This window comes from Amycolatopsis sp. NPDC051371, assembly GCF_040682155.1.
Classification (GTDB): Bacteria; Actinomycetota; Actinomycetes; order Mycobacteriales; family Pseudonocardiaceae; genus Amycolatopsis.
Map to the genome: position 1 here is coordinate 78,022 of NZ_JBFBAG010000004.1, position 11,784 is coordinate 89,805.

Genomic DNA, 11,784 nt, shown 5'->3' on the forward strand with positions numbered 1-11,784 from the left:
TGTTTCCCCAACGTACCTGCCACGTGATTTGTGCCACGTCCCGCGCAGCCTAGCGCGTGACCGTCCGGATACCCTCCGTTCGACGGTGGTGGGCGCGGGGACGTCACCGCTTCACTGGATCCCCCGCCCAGCCGAAAGGATCCGCCATGACTCGACGCCTCCTCGGCGCCCTGCTCACCGCCGCGACCGCCACAGTATTACTGGGGACCACTCCGGCGAGCGCGGCCGCGGCGAACTTCGCCGGCACGGTAGCCCTGTCCAACTGCTCGGGTTCGGTGGTCAAGCCCGCCGCGACCCCCGACACCGCACCCGCGCTCGTCATGTCCAACGGGCACTGCCTCGAGACCGGCTTCCCGGGGCCCGGGCAGGTCATCACCAACCGGACGTCCAGCCGGACGTTCACCCTGCTCAACGCGAGCGGCGGCAACGCGGGCACGCTGCGGGCCAAGAAGATCGTCTACGGGACGATGACCGACACCGACGTGTCGCTCTACCAGCTCACCACCACCTACGCGCAGATCAAGTCCAGTTACGGCATTTCGCCGCTCGAGCTGTCGAACGCCCACCCGTCCGCCGGCGCCGCGATCGACGTCGTGTCGGGCTACTGGAAGCGGATTTACTCCTGCAGCGTCGACGGCTTCGTCTACCGGCTCAAGGAGGGCAGCTGGACCTGGAAGGACTCGATCCGCTACACGTCCGCCTGCCAGACCATCGGCGGCACGTCGGGCTCGCCGATCGTCTCCGGCGGCAAGGTCGTCGGCGTGAACAACACCGGCAACGAGGACGGCCAGCGGTGCACGGAGAACAACCCGTGCGAGGTCGACCAGGCCGGGAACGTCACCGTCCACCACCTGACGAACTACGGCCAGGAGACCTACGGCATTCCCGCGTGCCTCACCGCGGCCAACGAGATCGCCCTCACCCAGGCCGGCTGCACGCTGCCCCGCCCCTGACGCGCCGCCCGCGCCCGGTCAGGCCGTGCTCGTCACGGCCTCCGGGTGCGGGACCGGCTGCGGCGCCGCGCCGGGCCACACCGCTTCGGCGCCCGGCGGTGGTTCCCCGATGAGTTCCAGCAGCGCCTCCAACCGGCGTTTCCCGGTGACCTTGACGGCCGGGACCTCGACCTTCGGGCCGGTCAGCTTCGCCGCGACGCCCAGCGGCGTCAGCGCCTCGACCAGCCGCTCGTGCATGCCGGGCGCCAAGGGGTCGACCCCCAGCAAGTAACCCTGCGTGCCGGGGCGGCCGCCGGCCAGCGCCCACATCCGCAGCATCGCCCCGCTCAGCCGGAAGCCGTCCGGCACCGCCTTGCCCGAGTCGTCCTCGACCGGGCCAGCGCAGCCCTCACGCAGCCACCGCAGGGCCAACGGGAGCAGGTCGACCCGGAACGACGTCCGAACCTGCGGATTGCCGCAGTCGGCCTTGGAGACCTGGGCGTCCGCGCCGCGGCAGCGGAATTCGCGCGCCAGGATGTGTGCTCGCCACGGCTCCTCGACGACCACCGACAGCCGGGCGGCCGTGCGCCCGAAGCCGGTGATCTGGCCGTGGCAGCACAACAGCCCGGCCAGGTCGCCCAGACCCGGCCCGCTGGCCTCGGCGGAGAAGAGGGAGATCGTCCGATCCACCGCGCCATACTAGAACACAAGTTCGATCAGTGGCAGTGGTCACGCCGATCTTCACCGAGGTGGTTGATCCAGCTGACGACAGGCGGGAGCGCGCTGCTCGGCCGCCTCCAGGGCCGGGACGTCCTTGAGGCCCTTGAGATAGTCGAGGGCGTCGATGCGGTCGAGCGTGGCCTTGGCCTCGCCGAGGGCCTCTTTGGTCGCCCCTGCGTCGCCACGGACGGCGTCGATGCGCTGGCGCGCGCTTTCGGCCTGTTCGCGGATGGTGGCGAACTGGCCGATGACGTCCTCGCGGCCACCGTCCGCCGACGGCACCGGTGGCGCGCCGAGCGCGTTCAGTCCGGCGAGGCTCTGGTCGAGCCCGCCGACCACCGAGGAGAGCAGGTCACTGGAGGTCCGGGACGCCTGCTGCGGCGTGCTCGGATCGACGGTGGGCAGCGCCGCCAGGGTCCGGACCAGGTGCGTCACCGCGCCGCAGTAGGCGTCCGCCCATCTCGCCGCGGAATCGGCCTGCGGCACCACGGTCGTCACCGACAGACCTTGGTCCCGCGCCGGCGCTTGCGGGGTTTGCTGCCCACAGCCGGCGATGCCGATGGTGATCGTCGTGGTTAGGGCGGCTAAGACGGTTGACCGCGGCCGCACAAGACCTCCTGCTCGACGACGTCCCGGAAGGGCCGACGGTACCGACTCGGTGCCGCTTCGCAAGTCGCCGAGCCTGGGTGGGATGACCCGACACGCCCCGGGCCCGGCACGCGACGCTGCGTGCCGGGCCCGGAGTCGGTGTGCGTCAGGCCTTGATCTCCGTCGGGGTGTCGGAAAGGACCGTCCCCCGGCGCTTCGAAACCACGATCGCCGCCACGATGATGGCGACCGCGACGAGCGAGATGATGATGCGCACGGCGGCGTTCTCGTCCGGACCGATCGAGAACTGGACGACGGCGGGCGCGATCAGCACGGAGACCAGGTTCATGACCTTGATCAGCGGGTTGATCGCCGGGCCGGCGGTGTCCTTGAACGGGTCGCCCACGGTGTCACCGATGATGGTGGCCTCGTGCGCGGACGAGCCCTTGCCACCGTGGTTGCCGTCTTCGACCAGCTTCTTCGCGTTGTCCCACGCGCCACCGGAGTTGGCGAGGAAGATCGCCATCAGGGTGCCGCAGGCGATCGCGCCGGCCAGGTAGCCGGCGAGCGCGCCGGTGCCCAGGCCGAAGCCGACCGCGATCGGGGCGAAGACCGCCAGCAGACCCGGCGTCGTCAGCTCACGCAGCGAGTCGCGCGTGACGATGTCGACGACCTTGCCGTACTCGGGGCGGGTGGTGCCCTCCATGATGCCCGGGATGTCGCGGAACTGGCGACGGACTTCGTAGACGACCGCGCCGGCCGCGCGGGAAACCGCGTTGACGGCGAGACCCGAGAACATGAACACCACGGCCGCACCGATGATCACGCCGACGAGCGTGTTCGGGCTGACGATCGAGTTGACGAACGACTTGCTCGCGTCGAGGCCGGTGACCACGCCGTTGCCCATGCCCGACAGCGTCTTCGTGATCGCGTCGGAGTACGAGCCGAAGAGCGCGGTCGCCGCGAGGACGGCGGTCGCGATCGCGATGCCCTTGGTGATGGCCTTGGTGGTGTTGCCCACCGCGTCCAGCTCCGTGAGGATCTGGGCGGCCTTCTCGTCGACGTCGCCCGACATCTCGGCGATGCCCTGCGCGTTGTCCGAAACCGGGCCGAAGGTGTCCATCGCGACGATGACGCCGACGGTGGTCAGCAGGCCGGTACCGGCCAGCGCCACGGCGAACAGAGCGACGCCGCCGCCCAGCAGGTACGCGCCGAACACGGCCGCGCCGATCACCAGCGCGGTGTACACAGCGGACTCGAAACCGACCGAGATACCGGACAGGATGACGGTCGCGCCACCGGTCTCCGACGTCTGCGCGACGTCCTTGACCGGCTTGTACTCGGTGCCGGTGTAGTAGCCGGTCAGCTTCAGGATGATCGCGGCGAGCACGATGCCGATGATCACCGCGATGGTCGCGATGACCGCCGGGTTGCCCGAGTTCTCGAAGCCCGCGCCGAAGTCGGAGAAGCTGCTCGGCAGGTACACGAACGCCGCGATCGCCGACAGCACCGCGGAGATGACCGCGGAGATGTAGAAGGAGCGGTTGATCGTGACGAGACCGCCTTCGCCCGCGCGCGCCTTCGTGATGTAGACACCGATGACCGCGGTGATGACACCGATGGCCGGCACGATGAGCGGGAAGATCAGGCCGTGCACGCCGAAGGCGGTGCTGCCCAGGATCAGCGCGGCGACCAGCATGACGGCGTAGGACTCGAAGAGGTCCGCGGCCATGCCGGCGCAGTCGCCGACGTTGTCACCCACGTTGTCCGCGATGGTCGCGGCGTTGCGCGGGTCGTCCTCCGGGATGCCTTGCTCGACCTTGCCGACCAGGTCCGCGCCGACGTCGGCGGCCTTGGTGAAGATACCGCCGCCGACACGCATGAACATCGCGATCAGGGCGGCGCCGAAGCCGAAGCCCTCGAGCACCTTGGGCGCCTGGCCGGTGTAGACCAGCACGACGACCGCGGCACCGAACAGACCGAGGCCGACGGTGATCATGCCGACCACACCACCGGTGCGGAACGCCACGCGCATCGCGACCTCTCGGCCGCCCTCTTCACGCGACGCGGCGGCCACGCGCAGGTTCGCCTGCGTGGCCAGCCACATGCCGAGGTAACCGATCGCGAACGAGAACGCCGCACCGACCAGGAAGAAGATCGAACGACCGATCTTCTCGTTCCAGTCGTCGGCGGGAAGTGCGAAGAGCAGGAGGAACACGATCACGCCGAAAATGGCGAGGGTGTTCCGCTGCCGCTTGAGGTAAGCGGCCGCGCCTTCCTGCACCGCCTTGGCGATGTCCTGCATCTTGGCGGTGCCCTGGCCCGCGGCCAGCACCTCCTTGAGCAGGACGTAGCCGATGACGAGTGCGGCAAGCGCGACCACGGCGACTACACCGACAATCGTGTAGCCACCTCCGGAGAGCGTGATGGACCCGCCCTCCGCGAGGAACTGCCGTGACATTCGTCCTCCAGGAGACGTCGCCGATCGCCAGCGTCGACGAGCCGAGGGTTCGACACGGCCGACGCTGGCATGGACCCTGTACGGAGCGACACGCTAGCCGGGCAGCAACGCACGTCTCACATGACGCTCACCACAGAGGGTGTGGATTGCGGGAGTGTATTGGTATCGCAACCAGCGTCTTCACGCCGTCCCGGTGACGGTACATTCCGTTACCTTGTGAGGCTCCTCACTTGATCGATCACTCGTCCGCCGATCCGTTGGCGCGCTTGGGGATCGCTTGGGGATGCGAGAACTGTCGGACCCCTGTGCGAAGCTCGGCTGGTGGACGACTCACGGGGGCGGCGGCTGCTGGGGCGGGTGACCGCCGGCATCCCGTCGCGCGAGGATCCGGTCACGCACGTCGCGGACCTGCCGGGCCGGAACGCGCGCTACGCAGAGTGGCCGTCATGGGTCGATCCGGCCGTGGTGACTGCGCTGCGTGACTGCGGCGTCTCGGCTCCCTGGGCGCACCAGGCGGAGGCGGCCGCGCACGCGTACGAAGGTCGTCACGTCGTGATTTCGACCGGCACGGCGTCGGGCAAGTCGCTGGCCTACCAGCTGCCGGTGCTGTCCCGGCTGGCCGCGGGCGAGAAGGCGAACGCGCTGTACCTGTCGCCGACCAAGGCGCTCGGGGCGGACCAGCTGCGGTCGGTGTCCTCTTTGGACGTCCCCGGCGTCCGGGCCGCGTCGTTCGACGGGGACACGCCGATGGTGGAGCGCGACTGGGTGCGCGCGCACGCGAACTGGGTGTTCACCAACCCGGACATGCTGCACCGCGGGATCCTTTCGCAGCACGGGCGGTGGGCGCAGTTCTTCCGGCGGCTCAGCTGCGTGGTGGTCGACGAGTGCCACAGCTACCGCGGCGTCTTCGGCTCGCACGTCGCGCTGCTGCTTCGCCGGCTTCGGCGCGTCGCCGAGCATTACGGCGCTTCGCCGGTGTTCGTGCTCGCTTCGGCGACGACGGCTTCGCCTGCTTCGTTCGCTTCGCGGTTGACGGGTGTGCCTTGCTCCGCGGTGACGGACGACGCTTCTCCGCGCGGCGCGCGGACGGTCGTGTTGTGGGAGCCGCCGCTGCTGGAGGAGCTGACCGGGGAGAACGGCGCGCCGGTCCGGCGTTCGGCGGGCGCGGAGACGTCGCGGATCCTGGCCGACCTGGTCGTCGAAGGCGCCCGGTCACTGGCGTTCATCCGGTCGCGGCGGGGTGCGGAGCTGGCCGCGCTGGGTGCGCGTCGCATACTGTCCGAAGTGGACCCCGCTTTGGCCGAAACCGTTGCGGCGTATAGGTCTGGTTATCTCCCGGAAGAGCGACGGGCACTGGAGGCAGCGTTGCTGTCGGGGCGTCTGCTGGGTGTCGCGACGACCAACGCGTTGGAGCTCGGCGTCGACATCGCGGGGCTGGACGCGGTGGTGCTGGCCGGCTACCCGGGCACGCTCGCGTCGTTCTGGCAGCAGGCCGGGCGCGCGGGCCGCTCCGGCGACTCGGCGCTGGTGGTGTTCGTGGCGCGGGACGATCCGCTCGACACGTACCTGGTGCACCACCCGGCGGCGTTGCTCGACCGTCCGGTCGAGACGGCGGTGCTCGACCCGGCGAACCCGTACGTGCTGGCGCCGCAGCTCGCGTGCGCCGTGGCCGAGCTGCCGCTGACGCTCCCGGAGCTGGAGATGTTCGGCGGCGCGGCGGCCCAGGAAGTGCTGACCGAGCTGGCGGAGCAGCAGTTGCTGCGGCGCCGGTCGAGCGGCTGGTACTGGACGTCCCGCGATCGGCCGCACGCCGAGGTCGGGATCCGCGGGACGGGCGGCGAGCAGATCGCGGTGGTCGAGTCGGACTCCGGGCGGATGCTGGGAACGGTCGACCCGGGGTCGGCGTGCTTCGCGGTCCACCCCGGCGCGGTGTACCTGCACCAGGGGTCGTCGTACGTCGTCGACGAGCTGGACCTGGAGCAGGGGCTGGCGATGGTCCACGCGGAGAACCCGGACTGGACGACGACGCCGCGCGAGATCGTGGACATCGCGGTGCTGAGTACGCAGGAGAAGCAGGACTTCGGCGGGGTGAGCGTGTGCCTGGGCGAGGTGGCGGTGACGTCCCAGGTGGTCGGCTACCTGCGGCGACGTCCGTCGGGTGAGGTGCTGGACCACACGCCGCTCGACCTGCCGGAGCAGAGCCTGCGTACGCGGGCGGTCTGGTACACGATCTCGTCGGAGCTGCTCGGGACCGATGGGGCGCGGGATTCGGCCGGCTCGGCGCTTTCGAGCGGCTCGGGCGTTTCGGCTGATGGCGTGGCGGGGACCGGGGGCCATCGGGTGGGGACCGAATCTGCGGGGCCGGTGGGGACCGGGGAGGAACCCCTGGCGAACGGTCGGGGGCCCGTTCACGGGGGTGGCAGGGCACCGGGGGGTGCCGGATTGGTTCCGGCACGGGTCCCCGGTGCCCTGCATGCCGCCGAGCACGCGGCGATCGGCCTGCTACCGCTGTTCGCTACGTGCGACCGATGGGACATCGGCGGGGTGAGTACCGCGTGGCACGAAGACACCGGGGAGGCGACGGTGTTCGTGCATGACGGCCATCCCGGGGGTGCGGGATTCGCCGAACGCGGTTATGCCGCGATTGTCCCGTGGCTGGTCGCTACGCGGGAGGCGATCGTCTCCTGCGAGTGCCCGACGGGATGCCCGTCCTGCGTCCAGTCGCCGAAGTGCGGGAACGGCAACGATCCGCTGGACAAGGCGGGGGCAGTGGCTGTCCTGGGCACCGTGCTCGGGGCGTTGCGTCAACACGGCGCTTGAGACGGCCACTTTGGTGGTTCATGGAGTTGTGTCCTGCTCCGCCTCGGCCGGGTTGGGACCGGCCGGCGGCGGTGGTTCGGGTGACTCGGTCGTTTGACGATTAGGCCGCGGTGGTCTGAACCAGCTGCGCGGCGTCGGCGCCGGCGAGCGCACGGACGAGGACGTCGTGCACCTCGGCGGCGTCCGGCAGCTGCCAGCCGCAGACCTCGGGCTTGACGCGCCAGTGCACGACACCGTGCTGGAACGGCGACGGGGGCAGCGGGATGTAGCTGTCCTTGCCGTGCCACTGGATCGAAGCGCGGGTCGCCAGCTCGGCCGGGATGTGGTCGGCGACGGTGGTGAGGAAGAGCCAGCGGCCGTTCGGCATCGCGACGATGGGCGCGGGGTGGCCGAGGGCACGCAGCAGGCGGCAGGCGCGCTTGCCGAGTTCGTCGTCGACCTCGATGGCGTCGAGCACGGTGCCGGTCGCGACGAGCAGGCTGTGAGTGCGGTCGGAGAACCAGGTGGCGACCTCGTGGGCGTGGGTGCCGATCTGCTCGCGCCAGTTCTCACTGGCCGGGACCGGGCGCCGCCAGGTGAGGTCGTCGCCGCCGGTCAGCGGTGCGGGGTCGACACCCGGGAGCACCGGCCAGCCGCGCCAGGCGAGACCGATCGCCTCCGCCCGCAGTTCGATGCGGAAAGCACCTCGCCAGCTGTCCGGCCAATTCGCGTCCAACATTGTCTTCCTGCCTTAGGTTCCGGTTCTCCCCGCGACCCCCGCTAAACGCTGCCGTGGTGTCGCACATCTCACTTAACGGCAAGTTGCACATTGCCCGGAACCCCCGCGCGACAACCGGTGGTTACGCGGCGATGAACGCCCGGTAGTCCGTACCGCCCGACCGAACCCGGCGGCGCGGATCGACGGTGAACGGCAGCCGCCGACGGACCGTTCGTCGCGGGAAACCCCAGGATCGGCAGTCCTCCGGAGGGGCGTGCGGCCACCGAGACGTGTCCTCTCGGCCCAGGTGGGCGGGGGTTTCGACCGCTCACCGTGCACTACCGACCGCTGCCCGTGACCACCGGCCGCTCATCGTCCGTCCCGACGGATCAGCCGGTCACCGTGGCATACCGACCGGTCGGCGTCCGCCGAGCGGCGGGGCTGAGAGGTGTCCCGGTGAACGGGTCACTGGGTGGGTGGACGGCTGCCGGGGGCGGTTGGTCGGGGCTGTTGGCGTGCCGGGATGGGATGGACGGGTGGCGGTGAGGCGAGGCGAGCGGGGATCGGCGGCGTGGGTGGCTGCGGCGCCGCGGATCGTGCGGGGCGTGGGTGCCGAGAGTCGGAGTGGTGCATCGGCGGCCGCTGACTGGGACCCGGCGGCTCACGGGCCGGGACGGCCATGGACACGAGTGCACTCGGAGGGCGCGCTGTCCCAGCCCTGACCGTGCAAGTGCGCCACGGGCCCCGCGGCCGCTCGCGGTGGTTGGGCGACGGGTCCGGCGCAAGCCCTCGCCAACGAGTCCGGGCAGCGCGGCCGCTCACGGCGGCTGCCCAACGGATCCGGCGCAAGCCCTCGCCAATGAACTTAGAGGCCGCGCAGCCGGTCACGGCGGCTGCCCGACGGCGCGGCCGCTCACGCGGCTGCCCGACGGATCCGGTGCGAGCCCCGCTCGGCGGACGCGGGCGGCGCGGCCCTCACGGCGGCTGCCCGCCGGTCCCGACGCGAGCCCTGCTCGGCGGACCCGGACGGCGCGGCTCCTCACGGTGGCTGCCCGGTGGGTCCTGCGCGAGCCCTCGCCGACGGGCCCGGTAGTCCGGCGAAGCCGAGGCTTGGCGCCTGGACCTCGACGAACGCGTCCAGTCGCTGCCATCGGCACGTCAGGAGGCTGACCGCCATTCGGTCGGCGATCCACCTGGCGCGCTCGCAGGCTTGGGCTGGGCCTTCCGCTGCGTGCGAGGCCGCGGCTAGTGCGCCCAGGTCAGCCGCGCTCTCCGCTCGGTGGCGGGCGAGGACCGCCGCGCCCAGCCAGCAGCCGAGGACCGCCACTCCCGTCAGCGCGGCCACCGCCATCGCTGTCCAAATCGTGGCCACGCCGCTGTCAGGACTGTCCTCCAGGCACCTGTCACCCTGCCGCATCGGCAGCCTCCGTGCCCGGCTCGGCCACTGCGTACGCCGTTGCGTTCAGGTCGATCGCCGGGAGCAGGCCGCCTGCCGGGTGGGCGCTCACCTTGACCGTTATCGCGTCGCCGGTCTGGTGGACGTCGAGGTTCGCGCCTGCCGGGGCTATCTGGTGGGCCGCGGCCGCCGCCTCGTGGGGCTGGCCTCTGGCCAGGAGCCGGGCGGCCTCGTGGGCAGCGTCGGTGCAGCGCAGCTGGCTTGTCAGCAGCGTCAGACCCGCGACCAGCAGGACCGTCACCACCGTCAGGCCGGCCAGGCCGAGGGCCGCTTCGACCGTCACCGCGCCTTCGTCTCTGCGGCTCACGACGGCACCGTCAGGGCCTTCATCACCAGGCTCGTCAGCCACGAGACCACCGAGTCACCGGTGAGGAGGGTGTAGAGGACAGCCGCGAAGGCCGCGACGGCGACCGTGACGATCGCGTACTCGACCGTTGTGGAGCCGTCGTCGGAGCCCGGCCGGCGGTGGGACGCGCGCATGGGATTCCCTTCAGTACTTGTCGGTGGTCAGAAGAGCGGGCCGAGGCGGGCGGCCAGGCCGAGGACGACCGGCAGCACGCCCAGGCAAAAGAAGGCCGGCAGGAAACACAGGCCGACCGGTAGCGCCAGCGCCACCCCGGCTCGCTCCGCGCGCTCCTCCGCGTCGGTGGTCAGCTCCTCGCGGAACCGTCCGGCGAGGTCGGCGGCCGACGCGGCGAAGGCCGCGCCCGAGCGGGACGTCCGGATCGCCGCGGCCGCCAGTTCGCCGAGGCCTGGGATGGCCTGCACCGGTGCCCAGGCTTCTTCCGGACCGGAGCCGAGAGCGAGCAGGCCGGCGGTCGAGCGCAGTGCCGCGCCCGCCTCGGCGGGCGCGGTGGCGGCCACCGCGTCGAGGGCCGAGGGGACCGGTAGCCCGGCGCGGAGGCACGCCGCGAGGAGATCGAGGGTTCCGGCGAGCCGGAGCTTGGCCGCCAGGCCGACGGTGGGTGCTCGCGGCCGCCGGGTCCGGCGGATCGCCCACCAGCCGGCGGCGGTCACCAATGCGCCGACGACTACTCCGGGCGCTCCACCTATGAGCACTGCCGTCGATACGCCGCCCAGGGTGGACGCGATGGGCGGGACTGCCCGGGGCCATTCGCGCCGCCCGGGGTTCCTGCTGCCGGCCAGCCAGGTGAAGCGCCGTGCCGCGGCGGAGTCGTTCGGCCAGATGAAGAGAGCCGCGGCGAAGAGAAGGAAGGAGGTCGCGTTCATCGGATGCGCTCCCACCTGATGTGCGCGCGACAAAGAAGCTCGAGTGCCGTCGCTTTCATCGGGCCCGGCCCGTTCGGTGAATGTTCGGCGAAGGCTGCTCTCATCGGATTCGCACCCGGCCCGTCAGGGCGCGGCACCAGGCCGTTCCCGCCCAAAGCAGGATGCTGCCGACTACCAGCAACAGCTGGCCTGGCGCGCTCTCCGCCAGCACCGGCAGCGGGGATGCGCCCATCGCCTGGCCGAGCAGGATGCACAGGGCCGGCAAGCCGGTGAGCACCGCCGCGCTCGCTCGGGGGCCGGCCAGCTTCGCGCGCGTTCGACGAGCGAACGTCAAGCTTGCCTCGGCGTCAGAGCGGGCCGCGTTCAGGACGTCGGCCATCGGCAGGCCGTAGCGCCTGCCCAGGGTCCAGGCCGCGGCCAGCTCCGGGAGGGCCGGAGCACGCAGCTCGCCGTCGAGACGGGCCGATGCCGCCAACGCGCGGAGGTCACCCGACACTGCCGGCACTACCTCTGCCGCTGCTTCCGCCGCCGTCACCGGATGGGCGCCGGAGCGCAGCTCGGACACCATCGTGCGCAACGCCGTTGCCGTGTGGGCCGCTGTCTCCAGGTCCGCGGTCGCCCGGCGGTGGGCCCGCCGCTCCTGGCGCCACGCCAGCGTCAGCACGCCGGCGGCGATCGCGCCTCCGGGCCCGGCGAGCAAGCCCGCGAGGGCCGCCGGGAGCAGCCAGCGGATCACGGCCCACACGTCCGGAAGGCGGACTGCCGTGCGTTGCTCGACCACCGCCTGGAGCCGGGTCGGTGCCGCGGGCCAGCACGCCAGGGCCGCGCCGACGCAGAGCGGGAACCACGGCGTGATCACCGTGTTCTCCTTCTTCGGCGT

11 protein-coding genes are annotated in these 11,784 nt (G+C 71.4%); 2 read left to right on the forward strand and 9 right to left on the reverse strand.

Annotation, left to right across the window (positions count from 1 at the left end):
* Window positions 1-146 precede the first annotated feature (146 nt).
* Window positions 147-953 (forward strand): serine protease, encoded by an 807-nt coding sequence (locus tag AB0M59_RS06805; protein WP_364609904.1) that lies wholly within the window; start codon window positions 147-149, stop codon window positions 951-953.
* An 18-nt stretch (window positions 954-971) separates the two neighbouring features.
* Here the strand turns inward: AB0M59_RS06805 and AB0M59_RS06810 are convergent, their stop codons facing one another.
* The 3 genes from AB0M59_RS06810 to AB0M59_RS06820 form a co-directional block, all read right to left on the reverse strand.
* Complete coding sequence (locus tag AB0M59_RS06810) at window positions 972-1,622, reverse strand: hypothetical protein (RefSeq protein ID WP_364609907.1); 651 nt, start codon at window positions 1,620-1,622, stop codon at window positions 972-974.
* Between the two features lie 51 nt (window positions 1,623-1,673).
* Window positions 1,674-2,150 carry a hypothetical protein gene (locus tag AB0M59_RS06815; RefSeq protein ID WP_364609910.1) on the reverse strand — a complete coding sequence of 159 codons (477 nt, stop codon included), beginning with the start codon at window positions 2,148-2,150 and terminating at the stop codon, window positions 1,674-1,676.
* 256 nt (window positions 2,151-2,406) lie between these two features.
* Window positions 2,407-4,701, reverse strand: coding sequence for a sodium-translocating pyrophosphatase (locus tag AB0M59_RS06820; RefSeq protein WP_364609913.1), 2,295 nt, complete (start codon window positions 4,699-4,701; stop codon window positions 2,407-2,409).
* Between the two features lie 357 nt (window positions 4,702-5,058).
* On the opposite strand from AB0M59_RS06820, the gene AB0M59_RS06825 reads away from it, so the two are divergent.
* Window positions 5,059-7,521 carry a DEAD/DEAH box helicase gene (locus AB0M59_RS06825; protein ID WP_364610696.1) on the forward strand — a complete coding sequence of 821 codons (2,463 nt, stop codon included), beginning with the start codon at window positions 5,059-5,061 and terminating at the stop codon, window positions 7,519-7,521.
* A 100-nt stretch (window positions 7,522-7,621) separates the two neighbouring features.
* Here the strand turns inward: AB0M59_RS06825 and AB0M59_RS06830 are convergent, their stop codons facing one another.
* The 6 genes from AB0M59_RS06830 to AB0M59_RS06855 all read right to left on the reverse strand — a co-directional run bounded on the left by AB0M59_RS06830 (window position 7,622) and on the right by AB0M59_RS06855 (window position 11,763).
* Window positions 7,622-8,239 carry a bifunctional DNA primase/polymerase gene (locus AB0M59_RS06830; protein WP_364609916.1) on the reverse strand — a complete coding sequence of 206 codons (618 nt, stop codon included), beginning with the start codon at window positions 8,237-8,239 and terminating at the stop codon, window positions 7,622-7,624.
* Between the two features lie 1,018 nt (window positions 8,240-9,257).
* A complete protein-coding gene (locus tag AB0M59_RS06835; RefSeq protein ID WP_364609919.1) occupies window positions 9,258-9,635 on the reverse strand; it encodes an Rv3654c family TadE-like protein in 378 nt (125 codons plus the stop codon).
* Entirely contained in the window at window positions 9,622-9,957 is a 336-nt protein-coding gene (locus AB0M59_RS06840; protein WP_364610699.1) for a TadE family type IV pilus minor pilin, read from the reverse strand. Before AB0M59_RS06840 ends, AB0M59_RS06835 begins: the two co-directional genes overlap by 14 nt.
* Before the next feature lie 20 nt (window positions 9,958-9,977).
* Window positions 9,978-10,154 carry a DUF4244 domain-containing protein gene (locus AB0M59_RS06845; protein ID WP_364609922.1) on the reverse strand — a complete coding sequence of 59 codons (177 nt, stop codon included), beginning with the start codon at window positions 10,152-10,154 and terminating at the stop codon, window positions 9,978-9,980.
* A gap of 27 nt (window positions 10,155-10,181) precedes the next feature.
* A complete protein-coding gene (locus AB0M59_RS06850; protein WP_364609925.1) occupies window positions 10,182-10,904 on the reverse strand; it encodes a type II secretion system F family protein in 723 nt (240 codons plus the stop codon).
* 100 nt (window positions 10,905-11,004) lie between these two features.
* Window positions 11,005-11,763 (reverse strand): type II secretion system protein, encoded by a 759-nt coding sequence (locus AB0M59_RS06855; protein WP_364609928.1) that lies wholly within the window; start codon window positions 11,761-11,763, stop codon window positions 11,005-11,007.
* Window positions 11,764-11,784 lie beyond the last annotated feature (21 nt).